Here is a 23,385-nt window from a genome sequence, read left to right on the forward strand (position 1 = left end):
TTTGTTCAACGCTTTGGCGAGGCCAGCTTATCCGAATCAATGCTCGGCTGAAGCTTTATGCCCGATGTACACCATTGCAAGCGTCAGGAAAATGTAGGATTGGATAACCCCGATAAAGATTGAGAAACCTTGCCATAAAATCATCGGCAGGATTGCGAACACAGCACCAAGCGGGTTAAGTGCCCCTTGTGCGGTAATTGCGAGTCCCAAGATGATGGTAATCATGATTTCACCGGCAAAGATGTTACCGTAAAGACGCAGACCGAGCGTCAAGGTGTTCGCGAACTCCTCGATAAGCTTGATCGGCAATAAGAACCAGACCGGCTTCACGAATTCCGCCGAATAGTGCTTGAAACCGTGTAGCTTCACGCCGTAATAGTGTGACATTGCAACGACGAGTGTCGACAACGCCAATGTGACGTAAGGATCGGCCGTCGGTGAGTTGAACCATAGATAGTGACCGGAAATGACGTTGAACGGCAGACCCATCAAGTTCGAAATCAGAATGAACAAAATCAACGTCATCCCAAACCCGATAAAGCGGCCTCCTGTCTTCCAATCCATCGCACTCGAGATGATCCCGCGTACGAATTCCGCGAAGAATTCCATCAAGTTCTGCTTACCTGTCGGCTTCATGGCCAAGCGTCGTGTTCCCCAAACGGCGAACGCAAAGACGAGCAGTGATGCGATTAGCACCGTAATGACGTTCGTCCAGCTCCCATATAACGTATAGTCTCCAAGTTGTAGAGAATATGTGGGAAACTCATGACCCATTAGTATTCACCTCTTTTCCTGCTGAGCTGGGCAAGTGTGAACTCGCCAAATTGTATGATGTGGCCGGCGATTAGACCAGTTACCACCGCAATCAGCGATACTCGATCCTCATAGAAGAGACCGACTATCACGGCTAACGCACCGACTGCCATTCTTGAAACAGTCCCGTGCGATTTCGGGCGTCGCCCATGTTCGATCACGTCAAACATCCGAATGACGCTGCGATTCTGCATATGTAGAATGATCAGACTGGCGACCCCACCCAGGAACAAGCCGAGAAATACCGGTTTGTACACAGGGACGATGAGCGCTCCGACGAGGAGAATGGCGAACCATCCGACAAACCACTTCGTATAGCGTTTCATCAACTCTTGTTGTGCTTTTCTGTCTGCTTGCACTTGTTGTAGTTCCGTTTGTTCTAGCTTCATTCGTCCTCTCCTGTCATTAAACTTCGAAGGGTGAGTACGAGCGCGGTGATCCCGATAAACATTCCGAGAAACACCGACACATTCCAACCAAACGTGCCCCAAAATTCACGTCTCGCCCCATATTGGCCGACGAGATAACCGATGACGATCGGTCCGGCGAGCGCGGTCGAGATTTGTGAGGCGAGCGAGGCGTAGGATAGGTAACGATTGTCTTTTTTCGTCATCCTAGTCCCCCTTTCTAACTGGCAGCCAGCACTTCATCTTCTTCGATTCACACTCGCGTGACCATCAAAAGTCACACAAGTTCAGAGTAATGGAAATAGCATAAGAAGTCAATTGATTTCACAATTATAAAAGCGCTTTAAACCAAGTCGTATCAAGGCTTTTACGCACTTCACAAACTAAATTAAAATCACTAAATTTTAAAGAAGTGTGAAGAAACGGTGAAATAAAAATGTTGACTTTATAATATTTCACAAACCGAATCAGATGAGGAATAGTTCAGTTATACATCCGCGTATTGGAAAATACAACGTAAACCTCCCCACGTTCACAAAAGGTTTTAAAACGGACGCTGATTTCGCATTGAAATCGTTTTCATTATCCTGTATCAGTATACCGATTATCTTTTTGCCGTGTCGAGCGATTCTGACAAATTTGTAGTGACGAATCTCACATCATCATTTCTAAGCATGAATCGGCTGAAAACCCAACGCCATCAAGCCGGAACCGATGCCAACCTTTGTCGGAAGTCTGCAATTAAGATGTAAGCGTCATCTATATTTGTGTCTATTTTGTGACTTCAAAACTGATAATCGCGTCTCTCTTGCCATGAGCGGCTCTTCGCACTGTTTAAACAGCAAGTAATAATCCCCCCTTTTACAACCTGTTAAACACTTTTTTCGAAAATAATGTTTACAATCCTTCGACAACGGGCAAATAAGGTTATGTGAAAATAATTTTTGAAAAGAGTTGAGTCAATGATTGAGTTTAAAAATGTAGAGAAGACCTTCAAAAGTACGACTGTACTGAAGGAAATGAACTTGACGATTAACAAAGGCGAACTCGTCGTCTTTATCGGCCCGTCCGGCTGCGGTAAGACGACGTCGCTTAAAATGATCAACCGTTTGATCGAACCGACGTCCGGGACGATCATCGTCAACGGTCAAGACACACGTAAGATGGATCCAATCGAACTGAGACGCCAAATGGGTTACGTCATTCAACAGACTGGCCTCTTCCCTCATATGACGATCCGCGAGAATATCCAATTGATCGCCGGTCTCGAAGGACACGCCGAACAGGATATGGACGCCCGGACCGAGCACTTGCTCCGCATGGTCGGCCTCGATCCGGATCAATTCATCGATCGCTATCCGAGTGAACTGAGCGGCGGTCAACAGCAGCGCATCGGCTTCGCCCGCGCCCTCATGAACGACCCGGAAGTCATCTTGATGGACGAGCCGTTCAGCGCCCTTGATCCTGTGACACGGAACGACCTCCAAGAAGAACTGTTCAACCTGCAAGAGGAAGTCAAGAAAACGATTGTATTCGTCACCCACGATATGGATGAGGCGATCAAGCTGGCTGATCGTATTTGTATCATGCGTGACGGGGAAATCGTTCAGTTCGATACACCGGAACAGATTCTCCGTAACCCGAAAGACGAGTATGTCGAAGCGTTCATCGGTAAAAATCGAATTTGGAACAGCCCTGAATACATTAAAGCGAAAGATATCATGATCACGGACCCTGTCTCGATCAGCGGCAAACGCACGGTGTTGCAAGCGATTGAAATCATGCGTTCACGCAAAGTCGACAGTCTCCTGATCACGGACCGCGATCGCGTTCTTCAAGGACTCATCAAATTGAAAGACGTCCACGGGATCCAAGATAAGACGAGACGACTCGAGGAAGTCATGAACGTGAACTACGCTTTCGTCTCGAGCGAGGACTCGCTCCTCGATATTTTAGACGTCATGAACACGAGCGACCAAGGCTATCTGCCGGTCGTGACCGGACCTATCCTTAACGGACTCATCACACGCAGCAGTTTGCTTTCCGTCCTCAGTGAGCAATTCATGCAAGAGGAGGAAACAATATGAATACGATTCAATCTTTTTTCAATTACGTCGCGGGCAACACCGACCAAATCGGTACGCTCTTGCTTGAACACTTGCAACTGACCGTCTTCGCCGTCTCGCTCGCAGTACTGATCGGTGTCCCGCTCGGTATTTTGATTCTCCGGATGCCACGCCTCGCCAAACCGATCCTCGGTCTGACGAGCGTCGTTCAGGCTGTGCCAAGTCTTGCCTTGCTCGGTTTCCTCATCCCGTTCATCGGGATCGGTTCGACACCGGCCATCATCATGGTCGTCCTGTATTCACTGCTTCCGATCGTGAAGAACACGTACACGGGTCTGTCGAGCATTCCAGGTGACACGCTTGAATCCGCTAAAGGGATCGGCCTCACCGATCGCCAAATTTTAAGCAAGATCCAATTGCCGCTCGCCTTGCCGATCATCATGGCCGGGATTCGAATCTCAGCCGTAACAGCTGTCGGTCTCATGACGATTTCAGCGTTCGTCGGAGCAGGTGGTCTCGGTTACCTCGTCTTCGCCGGTATCCAGACAGTCGACAACAACCAGATTTTAGCAGGTGCGATTCCGGCCGGTCTACTCGCACTCTTGATCGACTTCATCGTCAGCCGTATCGAGTATAAAGTCGCTCCGAACGGGATTGTCCTCGCCGACGGACGGATGAAGAAGAAAAAACACCGTCCCGCTAGAAAAGTGGCGAAACCGCTCATCGTGATCGCGACAGCGTTCGCCTTGCTCCTCGCCGGTTCGATCTACGCCTTCACCCGTGAAGACGATACGATCGTCATCGGTTCGAAAAACTATACGGAGCAAGCGATCCTCGGGAACATGGTTGCCGATTTGATCGAAGACAAGACCGATCTCGAGGTGAAGCGTCAACTTAACCTCGGCGGTACGCAAGTCGCGTTCAGCGCACTCCGGACCGGTGAAATCGATGCCTATGTCGAGTACACAGGCACACTCTTCGTCGACGTCTTGAAGCAAGAAGTCGATAACGACCCGGACGCTGTCTACGAACAAGTCCGGTCGCAAATGCAAGAGCGGTTCGATATCCGGACACTCGATCCGATTGGATTTAACAATACGTTCGCTATCGCCGTCAAACAAGAAGACGCCGACAAGTATAACTTGAAGACCGTCTCTGACCTTGCCGCGGTGAGTGACGAGCTCGTCTTCGGCCCGACAATCGAATTCTCGAACCGGGAAGACGGCTATCTCGGCTTGAAAGAAGTGTATCCGTTCAACTTCGCAGACGTGAAACCGGTCGATGGCGGCCTTCGTTACACGGCGCTCATGAACGGCGAGAGCCAGGCAATCGATGGTTTCTCAACCGATGGCCTATTGAAGCGGTTCGAACTCGTCGTCCTCGAAGACGATCAACAGTTCTTCCCGCCTTACTACGCCGTCCCGATCGTCAATGAAGAGACGCTCACCGAGCATCCCGAGCTCGCAGACGTGTTGAACTTGCTCAACGGCAAAATCACGGACGAAATCATGCAAGAGTTGAACTACCTCGCCGACGTCGAAAAACAACGTCCCGAGAAAGTGGCTCACGACTTCCTCGTCTCTGAAGGTTTAATCGAAGAATAAAGACAGAAATCCCGCCCCTTGAAAAGGGCGGGATTTTGTCTGTCCGTTTGTTGACCACGTTGGTCGTTTTCGGCGCCTCGAATCGAACGACCTACATCGCTTTCCCCATCGAAACGCGGTTACGTCCGCTTTGCTTCGCCTGATAGAGCGCTCGGTCAGCCGCTTCGATCAAATCAGACTTCTCGACGTCTAGTCCGGGGATGTGTTCTGCGACACCGATGCTGACGCTCACTTTGCGGAGCGGCTGATACGCTTCATGCAAAATGTTCAGCTTAAGAACCGCTTGGCGAATCCGTTCAGCGACTTCTTTTGACTGACGGGCATGGTGCGGCCGAAGTAATACCGCGAACTCCTCGCCGCCGTAGCGGGCGACCATGCCATCTTCCCCGACTGCTTTATCCACGGCTTTTGCGACCCGTTCGAGACAGGCGTCCCCCGCCAAATGACCGTACGTATCGTTATACAGTTTGAACGCATCGATGTCGAGCAGGAGGAGCGCGACATCCGTACTTGATTCTTCCGTCTCATCCCAAAGTCGCTCGAGCTTTTCATCGAAGGCACGACGATTCCAAACGCCGGTCAAAGCGTCATGAAGCGACCGATGGATCAGCGCCTGCTTGCTGCGCTCGAGCCGGAACGTGTGCACGAATGCGAGCAACAAGAGGATGGCGATCGCGACGACGATGACGATCACCCACGTCGCCGAATTCGAGGCACTGACACTTCGCTGTGACGCCTCTTGAATGATTTTGTCGATGTCCTCCCGGATGTCGGCGTCAACGTCTCGAAATTGATTGATGTAATCAATCCCACTATAGCGCCGCGCATTCGCTTCCACAATTTTGCCCGCATCGACGAGGGCAAGCTGTGACTCATAAAACATCTCCATCTCATTGATGAGCGGAAGCGCCTCTCCTTGAATGATTTCCTGCATTATCGGATGGCGATGGTCAAGCTCGTGGATGACTTGAATCGTCTCAGCAAGAGCATACTTCGTCTCATTATATTGTCGGAGCGACAACATATCTTGATTATATGTATAGCCACGGACCGATAACTCTTGATCGAGCAGGAGCGCGAACAGTTCAGACGCCGCGTTCGCGATCGGAATCGCCTCTTCGACGATACGCTCGTTCTGCCGTTCGATGTTTTGGAAGGCGCTGTAGCTCCATAGACTCGTCAAAAACAGCGCTAATAACGCAATCAACAGATAGGCTTGCAAAAGTGACAGTTTTGGCCTCATGGTCGTTCTCTTCCTCATTTCAACAGATGACATTCGCTTCTGTCTTCACTATCGGTTGTTGCTTCGGTTTTCTCAACTATTATGGATTGGTTTTGACAGATTGAGTGCACAAAAAAGGAGGATCCGACTGGAGCCTCCTTTCGTTTTGCTTATTTTGTTCCGAACAAACGGTCACCTGCGTCACCGAGTCCTGGCACGATGTAGCCATGTTCGTTCAACTTCTCGTCGAGTGCGGCGAGATAGATTTCAACGTCTGGGTGCTCGGCTTGAACGCGTTCGACGCCTTCTGGCGCTGCGCAGAGACAAGCAAGCTTGATCGACTTCGCGCCGTGTTTTTTAAGGGCTGCAATCGCATCAGCTGCAGATCCGCCGGTCGCAAGCATCGGGTCGACGACGATGAAGTCACGCTCGGTAATATCTGTCGGCAACTTGAGATAGTATTCGTGCGGCTCGAGCGTCTCCGGGTCACGGTAAAGACCGATGTGACCGACTTTGACGTTCGGCATCATTTTGAGGAAGCCATCCACCATGCCGAGGCCTGCCCGTAAAATTGGGACGATTCCCAATTTCTTGCCGGCAATCATCTTTTGTGTCGATACCGAGACCGGTGTCTCAATCTCCACATCAGTAAGCGGAAGGTCGCGTGTAATTTCATATGCCATGAGTGAAGAAACCTCTTCTACGAGTTCGCGGAACTGCTTCGTCCCCGTCTCTACTTTGCGCATAATCGTCATCTTGTGCTGAATCAATGGGTGATCATAAACGTGTACTTTTCCCATTTTGCTTCACTCCTCTCTAAATCTCTCTCGAGCATTGTACCCCAACTTCTCTTAGAAAGGTAGGGTCAACTTCCGTTTTTGAAGAGGTCAGACGAAACCCCAAGGGCCAGTTTGACACCTTGGGGTTGATCTACCTTCTAGATTAGAATTTGAAGAAGTTTAAAAAGCCGGCTGTCTTGTGCTTGGCTTTTGCACACATGTTGCCTTTGGCTTTTTCGTGCTCCACGAACTTGGCATGCTTAGCAGCATGTTTTTTCGCGTGCTTCTTCGCTTTCTTTTTGTCTTTTTTCAGTTCTTTTTCTGTTTTCTGCTTCGGCTCAGCTTGCTTCGAATCTTTTTGCTCGACTGGCTTCGTTGTCGTGCTCGTCGATGCAGTAGGCTTCGTCGGCGCTGTTGTCGGTTTTGACGCAGTCGACGTCTCTGTCGCCGGTTTTGTTGCTACCGGTTTTGACGCAGTCGACGTCTCTGTCGCCGGTTTTGTTGCTACCGGTTTTGGCGCAGTCGATGTTTCCGTCGCTGGTTTCGTCGCTTCCGGCTTTGGCGCAGTCGATGTTTCCGTCGCTGGTTTCGTTGCTACCGGCTTTGGTGCAGTCGATGTTTCCGTCGCTGGTTTCGTTGCTACCGGTTTTGGTGCAGTCGATGTTTCCGTCGCTGGCTTCGTCGCTTCCGGTTTTGTTGCTGTTGACGTCTCTGTCGTTGGTGCTACCACGACAGGTGCCGGAGTCGGTGCCGTATCTTTCGTCCGTGTCACAAGACCTGCGTTCCAGTTCACATAAGCGTCTGCTTCGTGGAAGTGGATAAACTTCGAGTCAGCGGCAAGTTTGTGGCTCTCCGCACTTTGACGCGTCGAGATCGTGAGCGTTTTGACCGAATGTTTCGTATCGACTGCTTGAAGTTTTTTGATCATGTTTTGTGACCAGGCGTCGCTTTTGATCGTGTCGGCGTTAAAGCTCTCCCACATGATGCCATCAACGTAAGGTGCTGTCGACGTTTCGAGTGTGTCAAAGCCCCAGTTTTGGACCATAGCGATGTTGCCGTAACGGGCACGCGCTTCTTTCAAGAAGTTGACGAGACCGTCACGTTGCTGCTTGAGCACGGTCGGGTTGTTCAAATGTTCGTTGTCGATATCGCCGACCGTATCCATGAACACGCCATCGATCCCTTTAGCGATGACTTGGTTTTGGATTTCCGTGAGCAAGAGCCCTTGGAAGTGCGGTGAAGCGATGTTCGTCAAGTAAGAATCCCATTCCGGGTAGTGGACACGTTGTCCGTTGCGCGTGAAGAAATCACCTGACTGAAGTTTTGACATGAGACCGGTGTTCCACGTCGCGACTTCCATAACACTAATATAACCGAGTACTTTCGTACCGCGTGACTTGATCTGTTCAACTTGAGCTTTTGTATAATGAAGCGGCTCGATGATGACGAGATCATAGTTTTGCATATCTTTGATGATCGTTTCGGTCGGATGACCATAATACACTTGATAGTTCTTCACACCGTCGAGTGGGTTCATCGTTTGCGCTCCCGTTTTTGACATGTTCAGACTAACAATTAACAACACTACCGTTAGAGACATAATAATCTTTTTCAATTTCAATACCTATTCCTCTCCTGATGACTGACAAAACTTGGTGACGGACAATGATGGTTGAATTGAGATGTGTCTCTCCGTTCCCCCTTTTCTTCATAAAATTGATGACGAGAAGGTTAGTGCTGTGTGTTTTATAGATGTATCGGATTCATGTATGTAATGTTGAACCTTCGCAAAAAAAATTATAGGATAGTTTTCCAGCAAAATATAGTGTCAATTTAACGACAAAAAAACCGCTTCATGACATAGTCTTGTCATAAAGCGGGTAATATATCTAGTTCAGCTATTATATCGAATCGATCGATTCAACAATTCCTCGAGCCGCATCAGGTCGATTGCGTACGTTTGTTTCGTCGTCAGGTCGATGAGGTAGACCCGTTGATCCCCAGGTTCGACCCAAACCTCGAAATGTTGCTCTTGTAAGTGTTCGTACAAGGAGAGTATCCCGTGTTGGACGGCTACTTCTGACTTGTCTCCGCCTGTCACATGCGTCAGGAGTTCGAACAGCTCTTGCGTATTCGGTCCATCTAGATATGACGTCTTCCCCTTCGTCTCGTACGTGGCGAGCTTCGTCTTCACCGAACGAGCGGACGAACTCATCAGCTTCGTGGTCATCGGCCGTCTGACACTGCCCCAAACTTCGATGACCGCATCATATTGTTTAGACAATGTGAGCGAGGTGGCGTCGCTTACGTCTCCAATCGGCTGTTCAGCAAGTACGACTCGTTTCAACAGTTGGCGTTTTGAATGATCGAGCGTGAACACATCAGTTGTCGAATCGGTATATACATACTTTCCGGTGAAGGCGCTTGGAAGAACGGTGCGTTCCCATGACGATTCCGTACCCATCTGTAGCGCGACCCTGCCATCCGCTAACTTCGTGAGGAAGGCGTATCCGTCATTCTTTCCGCTCTTGAATACGAACAGCCCCGGTTCAATCGTCCGGTCGAGCGTCCGGCCGTTCCGCATCACCTCATACGTCACGTACAACGAACCGCTGTCCGGCGTCTGGTAGCGGAATGTCGATCCCGGGACGATTGTTTCATGCGCTTGATTCACCCGGAACAAGTTGACGATTTTTGCGACATCGGGTTCCGGATAAAACGAGACCGCCTCTCCGACGTCGGTCTCGACTAGTTCACTCGAGATGAGCGACTCGAATTCGTTGACGGGGTCAATCCGGAACGTCCGCTCGATTTGTTCGTGGCTGTTCGCACAAGACAAATAACGGTCGTCACCGCTCACCCAATACTTAATCGTCTGACTGCCGAGCTCTGCATACAGCGGATGGCGAAACGTCACTTCAGCCACCTCGCCCCGGCGTGACGGGAGCCGTTCCGTCGTTTGTTGTCGACAATAAGCGAGCAGTCGCTTCTCTGTTTCCGGTAAAATGTGTTCCTGCTCATCCTGATTCGTCACGTACGCTTCGAGCGGGCGTAACGCGAGGGCGTTAATCTCTTCTTTCGAACCACAACCGCTGAGGCAACAGAGGGCGAGCAGGGCAGTCCAACTCAGTCTCATCACTCGTCTCCCCTCTCCCTACATCGTCGTTATATGTATTATGTTATGTTGGCATAAATTCCCTCTCCATCATATCATAAGATACGAATCGATTATGTTTGCAGAAATATTACGAATCAAAAACGGGTGCCTCCAGCGGGCACCCGTTCGTTCATCAATTGTCATCATCTTGGTCGTCATCTTGATCATCTTGATTGTCATCCCGACCGTCATCACTATCATCGCTAGCGTCATCGCGATCATCTGCGCTGCTACGGTCATCATCACGTTCGATCTCTTTGACTTGCTCTTGCATGTTCAATTCAAGTTTGACGCGATCACCGGCTGTTGGCATCTCATCATCGATTTCATAGCGAGCGGCGAGTGGGTACGTCACTTGCTTCCCGTCACGCTCAATGACGACGTCTCGATCCGAGAGGCTGACGAAACTACCGTAAATGTCGAAGTCGTCGCTCTCCCGGTCGACTTCTTTCACTTCATTGTTTTGATTGAACTCGAGTTTGACACGGTCACCGGCTTTCGGGGTGTCGTCATCGATCTCGTGGCGGGAAGCAAGTGGGTACGTCGATTCTTTTCCGCTAAAGCTGATCGTCACGTCCTGATCTGACAAGCTGACGAGCGTCCCGTATAGTTCATAGTCGTCATCGTCGACCGAACGGACGGGCACGTCACTTGAAGATGCGTTCGATTCGGAAGTAGCGGCAGCTTCCTTCGCAGCGTCGTCTTTCGCGTCGTCGGTTCCACTATTGGCACTATCGATGGCGCGTGGGATGATGACCGTATCCGTCTTGTCGTTCGCGACATACAATCCGATCCCTGCGACAGCGAGTACGGCCAGGCCGACCCCTAAAATCCACCCAAGTAATTTCATGATGTTTCCTCCTCGTTCCATGTGCTGTTCCTTCTCTACACCTTCATCATAGAACGTTGACGTTAGAGCACCACGAGGATTTCATTAGAAAATGATGAGTGCCTGAGAAACTTTCCTCATTTGGTGACGAAGAATATGCTCCCGTCCGGCGCGTTCGCGTAACTCCCAACCTTCCAACCGTTCAAGTCGGCGACTTCTTTGGCGATGGCAAGCCCGAGACCGCTGCCGCTCCGGTCGCGCGCCTCATCAAGCCGATAGAACCGGTCGAACAACCGCGCACGCGCCTCCTCGGTCAGAGTTGTCCCATGGTCACGCACCTCAATCCGATTTGATGTCATCGTTACGCTCGTGTCGGTCGCGTACTTCAAGCTGTTATCGATGAAGATGACAATCAATCGCTGCAACGAGTCACGATGTCCAGCCCAACTCCCTGCCGCGTCGATCGGGACGTGTTTTCCGTGCGACCGTTCGAACCGTTCTTCAAGTTGGAGCGCGAGATCGCTCAAATCGATCTGTTCGACTTCGATGTCCTCTAAAGCGGCGAAGCGACTCAGTTCAAGCATCGGTTCAATCAAGTCCTCCCGCATCTGTCTCGACTCGGTCAAAATATGATCAATCGCCTCGTCGCGTACGACGGGGTCATGTTGACCCCAACGTCTGAGCAACTTGGCGTACCCTTCAATAACGGTGAGCGGGGTTTTGAGTTCATGTGAAACATCCGCGACGAAACGGCGTTGTTGCTCCATCGACCCTTCGACACGGGCAATCATCTGATTGAACCCTGTCGCGAGCGTCGACACCTCATCTTGATTCGGACCGACGTCAATCGTCTCGAGGGTCCCTGATTCCGTGATCCGGCCCATCGTCGACTCGAGCCGCCGGAGCGGATCGAGTCCTTGGCGCACAATCCATAAACTTCCGACGAACGTCATCGCCACCGCAATCAAGAAAATGACGAGGAAGATCGTCGCGAGCGTCTGTAGCGTCTCACTTACCGCCGCGTCTTGAAAGGCGAAACCGAGACCGTTCGACGTGGCGATGACGAACCAGTCATCAATCAGTGCCGGCTCCCCAAAATTGATGGGAAAACTCAAACCGTCTGCCGCCTGCCCGCCGGTGATGCCCCAATCGCCATTGCTCTGTCGCTCGAGAACGACACTGTCCTCATGCAGCGACAGCACGGCCTGACGGTTCCGCTCATCCTCTTCGAGCAGACTGAGCGCTTGACGGAGCACGTCATAGCGGGCGTCGACGATTTGCTGACGCGAGACGACCCAGGCGACCCCGAACGACGTGATGAGTAAAAACAGCATGAACCCGGCCATCCCGAGGGCGATTTTCGTCCGTAATTTCATACTCACTCACCACGCTTCAGCATGTAGCCGACGCCTCGTACAGTCTGAATCCAAGAACCTCCGAGTTTCTTCCGTAAGTAACGCACGTATACGTCGACGACGTTCGTGTCCCCATAATAGTCGAAACCCCAGACGTGCTCGACGAGTTGGTCGCGCGTGAGCACGCGTTCCGGATGCTCGAGCAAATAGACGATCAAATCGAATTCACGACGAGTCAACTCGACTTTCTGTCCCTCGCACGTCACCTCATGCCGGTTAACGTCGACCGTGAGTCCCTCATAGGACAAAACACGTTCAGTCGCATCGACATGGACGTGCTGGCGCATCCGCAAAAATGCACGGATCCGGGCAAGCAGTTCCTCCATCTCGAACGGCTTTGTGATGTAATCATCCGCCCCAAGGTCGAGCCCGCTCACTTTATCGTACCGGTCGCCCCGCGCCGTCACCATCAAGACCGGGAGCAACGGTTGTTCTTCCTTCACCCGACGGACGACCTCGAGCCCGCTCATTTGCGGAAGCATCACGTCTAAAAGCATCAAGTCGATCCCCCCGGCGAGCGCTCGTTCAAGCCCGCTGCGTCCGTCGTGGGTGACCTCGACTTGATAGCCGGCGTGCATCAGTTCAAGTTCAAGCAGTCTGGCAATTTTAGCATCGTCTTCTACGACGAGGATTGTCGGCATATAGTTCATCCTTTCTTGAAAAAAAGCGCCGAGCAGTCCGCCCGACGCATCCTTATTCTGTTCCCGGATTCATCAGTCGAAAAACGGACGAACCGCTTCTGGAATCGCTTGTTCGACGCGAAGCTCGATCGAGTCGCTGAAGCGTTCAAACGAGGATTCGATTCCCTCCGCTTGGAACGACACGTCAGTCCCGAATTGAACGATTTGATCGAGCCAGGCGTTCCCGGTCAGCGTGAAAATTAAAAATCCTGCCACTCCTGCTGCCATCAATGTGAGCGCGAGCGCCCCGATGATTGCGCCTTTCATGAATCGGGCGACTTTACCTGTTGTACTGCGTTGCATGTGCCTCTCCCCCTACTTCTTTTTCTTTACTGTACGGGAGCGGGTTGAGAAACGTTGGTGAAACAGATTAGAATTTGATGAGAAAAAGGTTGCGGCATGGCCGCAACCTCATTCGTCTTCTAGTACCGATTTCGCAATCGGTGCCCAATATGTGCCTTCCATCGCGGCGACTTCGGCGAGCGTCGTCCGGTACGCTTCGTCCCCGGCCTTCTTCTCAGCGATGCCCTTCATCCACAGGACGTCTGTCTTGTAGCCCGATTCCGGGTACGTTTCGACGTACGCCGCATAGTCTGACACTTCTGCTTCTCCGAGCTTGTTGTCGACGAGGAGGCGATAGAAGCCGACGGCCTGTTCTTGCCCGGCTTTCGGCGTGCCTTCGAGGAGGGCGTCCGCCTCTTTATAACGTTTGTCTTGGACGAGCGTCTCGACATCCGCAAGCGGAATGACTTGTTGTGCCGGTGTCGCCGGCGCTTCCTCTTCGACCGGCGCTTCTTCCGTCTGCAACGCCTCGTTCGCTTCCTCGAGACGGGCGACTTCTTGCTCGAGCTCTTCTAGCCGTTTGGCGAGCGCCTCGTCCTCGGTCACCGTCTCGACCCGTGGCGCGTCTTCAGTCACCGGTACGGCGGGTGGAGTCGCTTCAGGCCAAAATGCGAGGGCGACAAGCGCCAACGCGACGACAGCCGGTAGTCCGAGCCACTTCTTGTCCCATTTAAAGGCGGTACGCCATGGCGAGAGGTCCGCATGCTGCATGACGGCTGGCGACAACGAACGAAAGCGGCGCTTGGCCGCCTTCTTGCCGTTCGCTTTCATTTCGAGCGCGAGTCCGAGCCGATGGAACGCCGCCGGCACTTTCATCCCGAGAAGCGGCACAATCCGTTCGCTCGCCTCGACGTAATAGCCGTGGTCAAGGAGGGTCATCACGACGCCAAACTCGTTCGCAACGAGACGGAACGTCGGGTCATGCTCTCCTTTTCGGATGAGCCATTCCGTCATATCGATGAGCGGCAGTTCTGCAAGTTCCCGTTCTGCTAGTGTCCGTGCGTCCATTCGTCAGCCTCGTTCAGGATAGAGCGAGAATTTCGCCGTCAAGGCACGTACGTCTTCGTGTGCCTCGGCGAGCACTGCTTCATCTTCATGGTTTGTCAGGACACGACCGATCAGACGAGCGACTTCACGCATGTCGTCTTCTTTCAAACCGCGTGTCGTCATCGCTGCCGTCCCGAGACGGATTCCGCTCGTGACGAACGGTGATGCCGGGTCGAACGGGATCGTGTTCTTGTTGACCGTGATACCGGCCGCATCGAGCGCATGCTCGGCCGCTTTACCGGTAATGTCGATGCCACGGAGGTCGACGAGGAGGAGATGGTTGTCCGTACCGCCCGATACGATGCGGAGCCCTTCTTCTTCTAAACCTTGCGCGAGCACTTGCGCGTTTTTGATGACTTGCGCCTGATAGTCTTTAAACTCCGGTTGGAGCGCCTCTCCGAACGCCACCGCTTTCGCGGCGATGACGTGCATGAGCGGGCCGCCTTGAATACCAGGGAAAATTGACTTATCGATTGCTTTGGCGAACTCTTCTTTACAAAGGATCATCCCGCCGCGCGGGCCGCGAAGCGTCTTGTGCGTCGTCGTCGTCACGAAGTGCGCGTGCTCGACTGGGTTCGGATGGAGTCCGGCCGCGACGAGTCCGGCGATGTGGGCCATATCGACCATGAGATAGGCGTCGACGCTGTCGGCGATTTCACGGAACTTGGCGAAATCGATCGTCCTCGGGTATGCTGACGCTCCGGCGACGATCAGTTTTGGTTTATGTTCTTTCGCGAGGGCTGCGACGACGTCATAGTCGATGTGTTCTGTGTCTTTGTCCACACCGTACTCGACGAAGTTGTACTGGACGCCCGAGAAGTTGACCGGACTTCCGTGCGTCAAATGGCCACCGTGCGACAAGTTCATGCCGAGCACCGTGTCGCCCGCTTCAAGCACCGTGAAGTAGACGGCCATGTTCGCTTGCGCACCCGAATGCGGCTGGACGTTGGCGTGTTCTGCACCGAACAGTTCCTTCGCCCGGTCGCGTGCCAAGTTTTCGGCCACGTCGACGAACTCACAACCACCGTAGTAACGGCGACCTGGGTAACCTTCGGCGTATTTGTTCGTGAGAACCCCGCCTTGCGCTTCCATGACCGCTTCTGAGACAAAGTTCTCCGAGGCGATTAGTTCGATGTTCTCCCGTTGACGGGCGAGCTCGTGTTGCATCGCTTCAAACAATTCCGCATCCTGCACTTTCAACTTCGTCGTGTTTACCATGTTGAAACCCCCTCTGAATGTCTAAAAATCAACAACCCCATCGTACCATATGCTCGTTTTTTTGGGTATCGTCATAATCGGGCTCAAAGTTGGGTATGGTATTGAAGAAGAACATTAGAGGAGGATAATTATGATTGAGACGAGACAAGTGACGATTACCCCGTTCGAGCGCGAGCGGACGGTCCGGATTTATACACCTAACGACTACGAGCTGACGGACAAGCGCTACCCGGTGCTCTACATGCACGACGGACAGAACGCGTTCGACGACGCGGACGCGAGCTACAATATGAGCTGGCGCGTCGGAGAGTATTTGGACGCCTCAAAGCGCGACTTGATCGTCGTCGCCATCGATAGCGCACCGGGTGAAATGCGCCTCGACGAATACGGCCCTTGGGAAAATCCGTTCGTCGGGGAAGCGCTCTATGGTCGAGAATTGACACTAGGCGGCCAAGGCTCGGCCTACATCGAATATATCGCCCAAGAGCTGAAGCCGATGATTGACGACGCGTATCGGACGAAACCAGACGAGACCGGGATGATTGGCAGTTCGATGGGCGGCCTCATCTCGGTGTATGCCGCCTCCGTCTATCCGGACATCTTCAAACGCGTCGCTTCCTTGTCGTCAGCGTTCTGGTTCAACCAGACCGAACTCGAGCAGTTGATCGAGTCGAGTGATTTGAAAGGTATCGAGCGACTATATATGGACGTCGGCCGTAAAGAAGTCGAACAGCCGTCAGAGGATGGGCCGACGAACGAGATGTATCTCGAGTCGAGCGAGCGCGTCTACGCCTTACTACGCGACAAAGTCGATCACTTGCGTTTCGAAGTCATCGAAGAAGGTGTGCACAACGAACTCGCCTGGCGCGAACGTTTCCCGATGGTCGTATCGTATCTGTTCAGTGAAGACGTATAACGCAAAAGACAGCCGGTCGCTATGACCGGCTGTCTTTGTTATTTCGCTGGATAGTGCGCCCGAGGGCCACCGATTAGTTTCGGTCTTGTGACGGCGAACGTGACGTACGCCTCGCCGAGCTGTTTCGCCGATAACCGGACCGGGATCGCGACCGGCTTCAAGTGCATGCCGATCAACGTCGATCCGATGTCGATCCCAGCGTCCGCTTGAATCGATTCGACGACGCACGGCGCGTTGAGGCGCTCATACGCTTTCTCCGCCATCGCCCCACCCGCTGAGCGGACCGGGACGACGGTCACTTCGGTCAGACCGAACTGCTTCTGCGTCCGACGCTCGACGGTGAGGGCACGGTTAATGTGCTCGCACCCTTGAAACGCCAGATGGACGCCCGTCTTGTCACGAAACGCGAGAAACGCTTCGATGAATTCCGACGCCACATCGATCGATCCGGCTTTCCCAATCGTCTTGCCGATGACTTCGCTCGTCGAACAGCCGATGATGAGGATCTTGTCCTCATCGAGCGGAAAGCGTTCGTGCAGCTCCAACAGCAGGTTCGAAAGTTCAGCTTTCATCACGGTCACTTCGTTTCGTAAGCGCTCATTTTGTCGACACGGTTCGAGTGACGTCCGCCCTCGAAATCTGTATCGAGCCACGTCGCCACCAAGTCAATCGCGAGCCCCGGTCCGACGACACGCTCGCCCATCGTCATGATGTTCGAGTCGTTGTGTTGACGTGTCGCCTTGGCGCTGAACGAGTCGTGAACGAGTGCTGCGCGGATCCCTTTAACTTTGTTCGCCGCAATGCCGATACCGATCCCTGTGCCGCAAATCAAGATGCCGCGGTCGAACTCGCCGGCAGCGACAGCCTCAGCGACCGGGATGGCTACGTCTGGATAATCGATCGACTCGGCCGAGTGTGTCCCGAAATCTTTATACTCGTGGCCAAGCTCTTCTAGTAATCCAATGATGTCTTTTTTTAAGTTGAATCCGCCGTGGTCGGCGCCGATTGCAATTTTCATGTGTTCATTCCCCCGTCTTCTTTGGTAGGCGTCTCGGTGGTTTCGTCACCTTTGACCCGTCATTCGTCAATTTTAGCACAAGTCGATTGACGAGTGGTTCGAGTTCGTTTCGGACTTGGCGATAGACGTTCATCGAGCCTCCGAACGGGTCGTTAATGTCACGTTCGAGCCCGGTCACGAACTCATATAATGTGAACGTACGATCGGCCAAATCCGGATACGTATCCCGAATCTGTTCGCGGTGTGCCCGCGTCATCGTCAAAATGATGTCTGCCCAACGTCCGAGTACGTCGTCGAACGTCTGCGTCACGTGTTCGAGTTCAATCCCTCGTTCACGTAATACTTGAAGAGCGTTTTCTGAGGCATCAAACCCTTGCATCGTCCGAACTCCAGCCGAACGAATATCAAATTCGTCGCCTGTCACTTTCGAGCGGAGCAGGGCCATCGCCATCGGGCTTCGGCATGTGTTCCCACTACATATGAATAATACGCGTTTCATTGACATCGCGTGATCCTCCTCATGTCCTTAAGCCTCTTCCTCTAGACGGATGATCTTCCCGCCTGCCGCTTTATACAAGCGATTATATACGGCAAGAGCGACTCCCGTCGGTTCAATCCGATTCACGTAAATCTCTTCTACATCTGTCTCATCGAATTTGCGCAACGCCTCGTAAAGTCGCTGGGCCGCTATCTCCATCGTGTCACCGAGAGAAAGCGTGACGTCAGCCGGGGTCGTTGCTTCATCAAATACGAGCGCGCCGATCCGTTTGCCCGCCGCCTGCCGCATCGTGATGGCACGGACGAGATCATCGCGTCCGCCATCGACTAAATACAAAGGTGCAGTCGGGGCATAGTGGGTGTACTTCATTCCTGGTGATCTGGGCGCGGCCGCTTCATCGCTCAAATTCGCATCGAGCGCAACTGGCCCGATGACGGCCTCGATCGCTTCTTTCGTCACGCCACCGGGACGCAAAATCGTCACCGGTTCCGTCGTACAGTCGATCACAGTCGACTCGACGCCGATGCCTGTCGGTCCCCCATCCATAATACCCGCGATCCGACCGGTCAAATCATCGGCTACGTGCTGTGCCGATGTCGGTGACGGTCGTCCTGAACGGTTCGCACTCGGCGCCGCGAGACCGAGACCGGACGTGCGGATGAGTTCGAGTGCGGCCGGATGGTCCGGCATGCGGAGGCCGATCGAGTCGAGCCCGGCCGTCACGAGTGACGACGCTCGACCGTTCGACGGTAAGATGATCGTCAAGGCACCGGGCCAAAACGCTTCCATCAAGCGTTTGGCTACCGGCGGGATGGTTTGCGCGAAATGTTCGGCCTGTTCGACCGTAGCCACGTGGACGATGAGCGGGTTGTCCGATGGTCTTCCTTTCGCCTCGAAAATCTTACGGATGGCGATATCGTTCGTCGCATCCCCGGCGAGGCCGTACACCGTCTCTGTCGGAATCGCGATCACCTCGCCCATCTTCAAGAGACGAACCCCTTCCTCAACTTCTGTTGGCTTGATCCATTTCGTTTCCATGCGCAATCCCTTCCCTCACGGCGTAGACAATTCGGTCTTTACCGTTTATATCTTTTAAAATACCCGTTTCTGCTTCAGGATAACGTTCGGACAGGTACGATTTCACAACTTGTCCTTGATTATACCCGATTTCAAACGCAATCAATTGCCAATCGGCACGTAGCACGCGTGTTGAGTCCGCGATGATTTTCCGGTAGAACTCGAGACCGTCCGCCCCCCCGAATAATGCGAGATGCGGTTCGTACCCTGCGACCGTCTCATCGAGCAGTTCATCAGCTTCGATGTAAGGCGGATTTGAGACGAGCACCCGAATCGAGTCGTCCGCGACCGGACCGAGGCAATCCCCTTCATGAAACGTCACATCGGCACGAAGCACTTCCGCGTTACGTTTTGCCACCGCAATCGCTTCCCGGGAAATATCGACCGTTTGGACGCGGACACCGAGCTCGAGACTGAGCGTGATGGCGATGGCGCCACTGCCCGTGCCGACGTCGACGATCGCGTCGTCTTCAATCGGTCCGACGTGCTCAACGACCCATTCGATCAACTCTTCGGTCTCCGGTCGCGGGATAAGTACATCCCGGTTCACAGCGAATGACCGACCGTAGAACGGGGCCTGACCAATCAAATGTTGGACCGGCTCACCGGCAAGCAGTCGCTCGAGCCCGGACTCGAACGCAGTTGTTTCGTCGTCCGAGAGTTCTTCGGATAACCGAACGATCAGACCCGTCCGGTCGACGCCGAGCACGTGCATGAGCCACCATTCGGCAGTCGACGGGTCACGACCCGCGTCAACGAGCATGCGTTCCGCTTGTTTCAACCTTGCGGCAATCCGCATCACTCCATACCCTCCATCAAGCCGGCCTGATCTTCCATGACGAGCGCATCAATGATGTCTTCAAGCTCCCCGGCGAGCACCCGGTCGAGTTTTTGAAGCGTGAGGCCGATACGGTGGTCGGTCACGCGGCTTTGCGGGAAGTTATACGTCCGGATCCGCTCCGAACGGTCGCCCGTCCCGACGGCCGACTTCCGCTGCGCCGACAGTTCTTCGAGGTGTTCGCGCTGCATCTTGTCGTACAGGCGGGCCCGCAAGACTTTCATCGCCCGATCTTTATTTTTATGCTGTGATTTCTCGTCTTGGCATGACACGACGAGTCCTGACGGGATGTGTGTCAACCGCACGGCCGACTGGGTCGTGTTGACCGATTGACCACCCGGCCCTGACGACGTGAACGTGTCGACGCGGACGTCTTTCATGTCGATGTGCACTTCGACGTCTTCGGCTTCCGGCAAGACCGCGACGGTGGCTGTCGACGTGTGTATCCGTCCACCCGACTCCGTCGACGGGACGCGTTGCACACGGTGTGCCCCATTCTCGAATTTCAGTTTCGAGTAGGCACCGGCACCGTTGATCAAAAACGTCACTTCTTTAAAGCCGCCGAGTTCCGTATAGTTGGCGTCGATCAGCTCGGCTTTCCAGTTTTGACGCTCGGCGAATCGGGTGTACATCTTATACAAGTCGACCGCAAACAGTGCCGCCTCGTCACCACCGGCCGCCCCGCGAATCTCGACGATGACGTTCTTGTCGTCGTTCGGGTCTTTTGGGATGAGCAGGACGCGCAGCTTCGCTTCGAGCGCTTTCACAACTGGTTCGAGCAGCGCCATCTCTTCTTTCGCGAGTTCGCGCATATCGGATTCGAGCGTTCGGTCTTCTAACATCGCTTTTGCTTCTTTGTAGGCCGTACTCGTCTCTTTATAGCGTCGATACGCTTGTACCGTCTCCTCGAGTTGAGACTGTTCTTTTGAATATTGACGCAGTTTATTCGAGTCGCTGAGCACTTCCGGGTCAGCGAGCATCTCATTCAATTGCATATATCGTTCTTCTAAAACGCTTAAACGGTCAAACATCATGATCCGTCCTTTCTGTTCACCAAATCGTTCTCTTCATTATACCAAAAAACGAACCGAGCTAGCTCGGTTCGTCGACAAATTGAATACTTAGAGCGAACCGACAAAATCCTCAATCCGCTACTGTATGACGGATCGGGCGTGGTTTGTTCGGGACGTCATGACAATGGCGGCAACGCGGTTCGTACGACTCAGCGGCACCGACTAAGATGACCGGGTCCTCAAAGCGAGCCGGTTCTCCGTTGATCAAGCGCTGCGTCCGAGACGCCGGGGCGCCGCACGACAGACAGATCGCCTGCAGCTTCGTGACGAACTCGGCACGCGACAAGAGCTCCGGCATCATCGTGAACGGTTCGCCACGGAAGTCCATATCGAGTCCGGCGCAGATGACACGTTTGTCTTCTGACGCCAACTGCTCGATGACGTCGACGATCCCCTCGTCAAAGAACTGCACCTCGTCGATGGCGATGACTTGCGTCTCTTCGCGCACCGCATCGTATACATCTTGACTCGTTCGAGTCGGGACGGCCACGACCGAGTTGCCGCTATGGGAGACGACGTTCTCTTCGTGGTAGCGGTCATCGATGGCCGGCTTGAACACTTGGACCGGGATCTTACCGTAGTGCGCCCGACGGACACGGCGGATCAATTCCTCCGACTTCCCAGAAAACATACTGCCACAAATCACTTCTATCCAACCGTAACGGTTCGTCACATGCATCATTCTACTTCGCCCTCTCCATCGTTAATCGCTTTCCGATTATAACCATCTTTCAGTCATAGGAAAAGGGTTGACTTCTAACAAAAATCGGCACGGCATCATCCCGTCCCGATTTCTCTTCACTCTTCCGCTTCTTCTTCTTCTTTTTTATAATCGATCAAGTTCAATTTGCGCGCGAGCGGTCGAATCGTCAGCCCGTGCAACGTCACCGAGGTAAAGACGAGTCCGATCGTGAGCGGTAGCATCTGTGACGCATCCTCAATCCCGAGACCAGCCACTTCCTCCGCGAAAAAACCTGCGACCGTCATCGCGACGATGCCGCGTGGCGCGATCCAGCCGATGAACCCACGCTCCTTGAGCGGAAGCCCCACACCAAGCGTCGATACATAGATTGCCAGTGGTCGAACGAGAAACAAGATGCCGGCAATCGTCAACAGCAATGGCCACTGGAAGATATTCAATAGTTCTTCACGCGACAGCGACGCCGTCAGCAAGATGAATACGGATGAGATCAGCAAAATCGAGATGTCTTCCTTGAACGACTGCAGTTCCTCGATGATCTGTTCATCGCGAAGTTTCGTGTTCGCCATCGTCATCCCCATCGCCGTCACGGCAAGGAGACCGACTTCATGCATCATAAACTCGCTCAAAGAGAATAAGATCAAGACGGCCGTAAGCGTCACCGAAGCGCGTAAGTACCGCGGAATCTTCTCACCTACGAACCAGCCCATCAAGACGTGACCGAACACGTAACCGAGACCGATACCGACGAGACAAGCTCCCGCAAAGAGCAATTGTACCCACAAGTCCATGCCTTCATAGACGATGTAGCCGATTCGAATCACGAACAGGCCGAGCAACGCACCGACCGGGTCGACAATGATCCCTTCCCACTTTAAGATGGCACCGACCCGATCTTTCAGATGGGCTTGCCTGAGCAACGGGATGACGACCGTCGGGCCGGTGACGACGAATAGCGCTCCCATCGTCCAAGCGACGACCCAATGGAGACCGCCGACGTATTGAATCAACAGCGAAGCCCCAACGAACGACAACGTCACACCCGCTGTCACGATGCGGACGATCGAACGCCGGAATTGGTTGATCTCGCTTAAATGAAGCCCTAAACTACCTTCAAATAATATGATCGCGACCGCAAACGAGATGATCGGGCTGTACAAATTACCGAGCAACTCTCGCGGTTCAAACAAACCAAAGATCGGACCGGCCAACACGCCGGCAACCGTCATGATGATAATCGCCGGAATTTGGTAGCGCCACGCCAACCATTGCGAGACGATCCCGACGCCAACCAACAAGCTGATGCTAATCAATATATACTCCATGGAAGCCCCCTCATGTCAGTCTTCCGTCTCTTTACCCTCGCTTGGACAACAAAAAACCGCCAAGGGCAATCCCTAGGCGGTGTGCATACAACTTGACGATTAACGTTGGTACTTCTTGTTGAAGCGCTCGATACGACCGTCCGCAGATGCGAATTTCTGGCGACCTGTGTAGAACGGGTGCGAATCAGAAGATACATCGACACGGATGAGTGGGTATTCGTTACCATCTTCCATCGTGATCGTTTCGTTAGAGTAACGAGTCGAACCACTGATGAATTTAAACTCAGTCGTTGAGTCCATGAATACGACTTTACGGTATTCTGGGTGGATTCCTTGTTTCATTGCTTTTCAACTCCTTCT

General features: G+C 53.1%; 25 protein-coding genes. 3 read left to right on the forward strand and 22 right to left on the reverse strand.

The window, feature by feature from the left end; all coding sequences use genetic code 11:
* Positions 1-36: 36 nt before the first annotated feature.
* The 3 genes from atpB to EVJ23_RS04930 are packed head-to-tail and all read right to left on the reverse strand — an operon-like array spanning position 37 to position 1,426.
* Positions 37-774, reverse strand: a complete 738-nt coding sequence (gene atpB, locus EVJ23_RS04920; RefSeq protein ID WP_016510243.1) for a F0F1 ATP synthase subunit A — start codon at positions 772-774, stop codon at positions 37-39.
* The gene (locus EVJ23_RS04925) at positions 774-1,202 is read right to left on the reverse strand and encodes an ATP synthase subunit I (RefSeq protein WP_070328179.1); all 429 of its coding nucleotides are present in this window, start codon (positions 1,200-1,202) and stop codon (positions 774-776) included. Before EVJ23_RS04925 ends, atpB begins: the two co-directional genes overlap by 1 nt.
* Positions 1,199-1,426 carry a hypothetical protein gene (locus tag EVJ23_RS04930; protein ID WP_071398354.1) on the reverse strand — a complete coding sequence of 76 codons (228 nt, stop codon included), beginning with the start codon at positions 1,424-1,426 and terminating at the stop codon, positions 1,199-1,201. The genes EVJ23_RS04925 and EVJ23_RS04930 overlap by 4 nt, the downstream gene beginning before the upstream one ends.
* A gap of 756 nt (positions 1,427-2,182) precedes the next feature.
* Between EVJ23_RS04930 and EVJ23_RS04935 the strand changes: the two genes are divergently transcribed.
* Both EVJ23_RS04935 and EVJ23_RS04940 read left to right on the forward strand, forming a co-directional pair.
* Positions 2,183-3,307 carry an ABC transporter ATP-binding protein gene (locus tag EVJ23_RS04935; RefSeq protein WP_131464588.1) on the forward strand — a complete coding sequence of 375 codons (1,125 nt, stop codon included), beginning with the start codon at positions 2,183-2,185 and terminating at the stop codon, positions 3,305-3,307.
* Entirely contained in the window at positions 3,304-4,890 is a 1,587-nt protein-coding gene (locus tag EVJ23_RS04940; RefSeq protein WP_131464590.1) for an ABC transporter permease/substrate-binding protein, read from the forward strand. Before EVJ23_RS04935 ends, EVJ23_RS04940 begins: the two co-directional genes overlap by 4 nt.
* Before the next feature lie 91 nt (positions 4,891-4,981).
* On the opposite strand, the gene EVJ23_RS04945 is transcribed toward EVJ23_RS04940, so the two are convergent.
* The 10 genes from EVJ23_RS04945 to glyA form a co-directional block, all read right to left on the reverse strand.
* Positions 4,982-6,133, reverse strand: coding sequence for a diguanylate cyclase domain-containing protein (locus EVJ23_RS04945; protein WP_236633711.1), 1,152 nt, complete (start codon positions 6,131-6,133; stop codon positions 4,982-4,984).
* 149 nt (positions 6,134-6,282) lie between these two features.
* Entirely contained in the window at positions 6,283-6,912 is a 630-nt protein-coding gene (upp, locus tag EVJ23_RS04950; protein ID WP_035386536.1) for a uracil phosphoribosyltransferase, read from the reverse strand.
* Positions 6,913-7,054: 142 nt separating this feature from the next.
* Entirely contained in the window at positions 7,055-8,452 is a 1,398-nt protein-coding gene (locus EVJ23_RS04955) for a glycoside hydrolase family 191 protein (RefSeq protein ID WP_161568390.1), read from the reverse strand.
* Between the two features lie 333 nt (positions 8,453-8,785).
* On the reverse strand, positions 8,786-10,027 hold the full coding sequence (locus EVJ23_RS04960) for a hypothetical protein (RefSeq protein ID WP_131464594.1): 1,242 nt from the start codon (positions 10,025-10,027) through the stop codon (positions 8,786-8,788).
* Between the two features lie 154 nt (positions 10,028-10,181).
* Complete coding sequence (locus EVJ23_RS04965) at positions 10,182-10,898, reverse strand: hypothetical protein (protein WP_236633712.1); 717 nt, start codon at positions 10,896-10,898, stop codon at positions 10,182-10,184.
* A gap of 116 nt (positions 10,899-11,014) precedes the next feature.
* A complete protein-coding gene (locus EVJ23_RS04970) occupies positions 11,015-12,253 on the reverse strand; it encodes a sensor histidine kinase (RefSeq protein ID WP_131464598.1) in 1,239 nt (412 codons plus the stop codon).
* A 2-nt stretch (positions 12,254-12,255) separates the two neighbouring features.
* Positions 12,256-12,933 (reverse strand): response regulator transcription factor, encoded by a 678-nt coding sequence (locus EVJ23_RS04975; protein WP_070328189.1) that lies wholly within the window; start codon positions 12,931-12,933, stop codon positions 12,256-12,258.
* A gap of 72 nt (positions 12,934-13,005) precedes the next feature.
* The gene (locus EVJ23_RS04980; RefSeq protein WP_131464600.1) at positions 13,006-13,275 is read right to left on the reverse strand and encodes a hypothetical protein; all 270 of its coding nucleotides are present in this window, start codon (positions 13,273-13,275) and stop codon (positions 13,006-13,008) included.
* A gap of 108 nt (positions 13,276-13,383) precedes the next feature.
* On the reverse strand, positions 13,384-14,322 hold the full coding sequence (locus tag EVJ23_RS04985; protein ID WP_131464602.1) for a hypothetical protein: 939 nt from the start codon (positions 14,320-14,322) through the stop codon (positions 13,384-13,386).
* 3 nt (positions 14,323-14,325) lie between these two features.
* Positions 14,326-15,579, reverse strand: coding sequence for a serine hydroxymethyltransferase (gene glyA, locus EVJ23_RS04990; RefSeq protein ID WP_070328192.1), 1,254 nt, complete (start codon positions 15,577-15,579; stop codon positions 14,326-14,328).
* A gap of 130 nt (positions 15,580-15,709) precedes the next feature.
* On the opposite strand from glyA, the gene EVJ23_RS04995 reads away from it, so the two are divergent.
* Positions 15,710-16,495, forward strand: coding sequence for an alpha/beta hydrolase (locus EVJ23_RS04995; protein WP_131464604.1), 786 nt, complete (start codon positions 15,710-15,712; stop codon positions 16,493-16,495).
* A 38-nt stretch (positions 16,496-16,533) separates the two neighbouring features.
* Here EVJ23_RS04995 and EVJ23_RS05000 read toward each other — a convergent pair whose 3' ends face one another.
* The 9 genes from EVJ23_RS05000 to EVJ23_RS05040 all read right to left on the reverse strand — a co-directional run bounded on the left by EVJ23_RS05000 (position 16,534) and on the right by EVJ23_RS05040 (position 23,367).
* Positions 16,534-17,076, reverse strand: coding sequence for a TIGR01440 family protein (locus EVJ23_RS05000; protein WP_370252014.1), 543 nt, complete (start codon positions 17,074-17,076; stop codon positions 16,534-16,536).
* Positions 17,073-17,513: a ribose 5-phosphate isomerase B gene (rpiB, locus tag EVJ23_RS05005; RefSeq protein WP_070328195.1), complete on the reverse strand. Its 441-nt coding sequence runs from the start codon at positions 17,511-17,513 to the stop codon at positions 17,073-17,075. The genes EVJ23_RS05000 and rpiB overlap by 4 nt, the downstream gene beginning before the upstream one ends.
* Positions 17,514-17,517: 4 nt before the next feature.
* Entirely contained in the window at positions 17,518-18,018 is a 501-nt protein-coding gene (locus EVJ23_RS05010; RefSeq protein WP_083274052.1) for a low molecular weight protein arginine phosphatase, read from the reverse strand.
* A 21-nt stretch (positions 18,019-18,039) separates the two neighbouring features.
* Positions 18,040-19,050, reverse strand: coding sequence for an L-threonylcarbamoyladenylate synthase (locus EVJ23_RS05015; RefSeq protein ID WP_131464606.1), 1,011 nt, complete (start codon positions 19,048-19,050; stop codon positions 18,040-18,042).
* Entirely contained in the window at positions 19,016-19,888 is an 873-nt protein-coding gene (prmC, locus tag EVJ23_RS05020; protein WP_131464953.1) for a peptide chain release factor N(5)-glutamine methyltransferase, read from the reverse strand. Before prmC ends, EVJ23_RS05015 begins: the two co-directional genes overlap by 35 nt.
* Positions 19,888-20,958, reverse strand: a complete 1,071-nt coding sequence (gene prfA / locus EVJ23_RS05025) for a peptide chain release factor 1 (RefSeq protein ID WP_070328198.1) — start codon at positions 20,956-20,958, stop codon at positions 19,888-19,890. Before prfA ends, prmC begins: the two co-directional genes overlap by 1 nt.
* Positions 20,959-21,070: 112 nt before the next feature.
* Positions 21,071-21,682, reverse strand: a complete 612-nt coding sequence (locus tag EVJ23_RS05030) for a thymidine kinase (RefSeq protein WP_070328199.1) — start codon at positions 21,680-21,682, stop codon at positions 21,071-21,073.
* A 116-nt stretch (positions 21,683-21,798) separates the two neighbouring features.
* On the reverse strand, positions 21,799-23,025 hold the full coding sequence (locus EVJ23_RS05035) for a cation:proton antiporter (RefSeq protein WP_131464608.1): 1,227 nt from the start codon (positions 23,023-23,025) through the stop codon (positions 21,799-21,801).
* A gap of 99 nt (positions 23,026-23,124) precedes the next feature.
* Positions 23,125-23,367, reverse strand: a complete 243-nt coding sequence (locus tag EVJ23_RS05040) for a type B 50S ribosomal protein L31 (protein ID WP_021066109.1) — start codon at positions 23,365-23,367, stop codon at positions 23,125-23,127.
* Positions 23,368-23,385: the final 18 nt, after the last annotated feature.

The organism is Exiguobacterium sp. SH1S1, from assembly GCF_004337245.1.
Lineage (GTDB): Bacteria > Bacillota > Bacilli > Exiguobacteriales > Exiguobacteriaceae > Exiguobacterium > Exiguobacterium aurantiacum_A.

What these genes read in the sequence shown, in the direction of transcription:
- upp (WP_035386536.1), bottom strand. Translation starts at nt 6,912, where the DNA reads ATGGGAAAAGTACACGTTTATGATCACCCATTGATTCAGCACAAGATG.
- EVJ23_RS05040 (WP_021066109.1), bottom strand. Translation starts at nt 23,367, where the DNA reads ATGAAACAAGGAATCCACCCAGAATACCGTAAAGTCGTATTCATGGAC.
- prfA (WP_070328198.1), bottom strand. Translation starts at nt 20,958, where the DNA reads ATGTTTGACCGTTTAAGCGTTTTAGAAGAACGATATATGCAATTGAAT.
- EVJ23_RS04985 (WP_131464602.1), bottom strand. Translation starts at nt 14,322, where the DNA reads ATGGACGCACGGACACTAGCAGAACGGGAACTTGCAGAACTGCCGCTC.
- EVJ23_RS04940 (WP_131464590.1), top strand. Translation starts at nt 3,304, where the DNA reads ATGAATACGATTCAATCTTTTTTCAATTACGTCGCGGGCAACACCGAC.
- EVJ23_RS05035 (WP_131464608.1), bottom strand. Translation starts at nt 23,025, where the DNA reads ATGGAGTATATATTGATTAGCATCAGCTTGTTGGTTGGCGTCGGGATC.
- EVJ23_RS04965 (WP_236633712.1), bottom strand. Translation starts at nt 10,898, where the DNA reads ATGAAATTACTTGGGTGGATTTTAGGGGTCGGCCTGGCCGTACTCGCT.
- EVJ23_RS04945 (WP_236633711.1), bottom strand. Translation starts at nt 6,133, where the DNA reads ATGAGGCCAAAACTGTCACTTTTGCAAGCCTATCTGTTGATTGCGTTA.
- EVJ23_RS04980 (WP_131464600.1), bottom strand. Translation starts at nt 13,275, where the DNA reads ATGCAACGCAGTACAACAGGTAAAGTCGCCCGATTCATGAAAGGCGCA.
- EVJ23_RS05015 (WP_131464606.1), bottom strand. Translation starts at nt 19,050, where the DNA reads ATGGAAACGAAATGGATCAAGCCAACAGAAGTTGAGGAAGGGGTTCGT.
- EVJ23_RS04970 (WP_131464598.1), bottom strand. Translation starts at nt 12,253, where the DNA reads ATGAAATTACGGACGAAAATCGCCCTCGGGATGGCCGGGTTCATGCTG.
- EVJ23_RS04935 (WP_131464588.1), top strand. Translation starts at nt 2,183, where the DNA reads ATGATTGAGTTTAAAAATGTAGAGAAGACCTTCAAAAGTACGACTGTA.
- EVJ23_RS05010 (WP_083274052.1), bottom strand. Translation starts at nt 18,018, where the DNA reads ATGTCAATGAAACGCGTATTATTCATATGTAGTGGGAACACATGCCGA.
- prmC (WP_131464953.1), bottom strand. Translation starts at nt 19,888, where the DNA reads ATGCGGATTGCCGCAAGGTTGAAACAAGCGGAACGCATGCTCGTTGAC.
- rpiB (WP_070328195.1), bottom strand. Translation starts at nt 17,513, where the DNA reads ATGAAAATTGCAATCGGCGCCGACCACGGCGGATTCAACTTAAAAAAA.
- EVJ23_RS04975 (WP_070328189.1), bottom strand. Translation starts at nt 12,933, where the DNA reads ATGCCGACAATCCTCGTCGTAGAAGACGATGCTAAAATTGCCAGACTG.
- EVJ23_RS04930 (WP_071398354.1), bottom strand. Translation starts at nt 1,426, where the DNA reads ATGACGAAAAAAGACAATCGTTACCTATCCTACGCCTCGCTCGCCTCA.
- glyA (WP_070328192.1), bottom strand. Translation starts at nt 15,579, where the DNA reads ATGGTAAACACGACGAAGTTGAAAGTGCAGGATGCGGAATTGTTTGAA.
- EVJ23_RS05030 (WP_070328199.1), bottom strand. Translation starts at nt 21,682, where the DNA reads ATGATGCATGTGACGAACCGTTACGGTTGGATAGAAGTGATTTGTGGC.
- EVJ23_RS04925 (WP_070328179.1), bottom strand. Translation starts at nt 1,202, where the DNA reads ATGAAGCTAGAACAAACGGAACTACAACAAGTGCAAGCAGACAGAAAA.
- EVJ23_RS04960 (WP_131464594.1), bottom strand. Translation starts at nt 10,027, where the DNA reads ATGAGACTGAGTTGGACTGCCCTGCTCGCCCTCTGTTGCCTCAGCGGT.
- EVJ23_RS04995 (WP_131464604.1), top strand. Translation starts at nt 15,710, where the DNA reads ATGATTGAGACGAGACAAGTGACGATTACCCCGTTCGAGCGCGAGCGG.
- EVJ23_RS04955 (WP_161568390.1), bottom strand. Translation starts at nt 8,452, where the DNA reads ATGTCAAAAACGGGAGCGCAAACGATGAACCCACTCGACGGTGTGAAG.
- atpB (WP_016510243.1), bottom strand. Translation starts at nt 774, where the DNA reads ATGGGTCATGAGTTTCCCACATATTCTCTACAACTTGGAGACTATACG.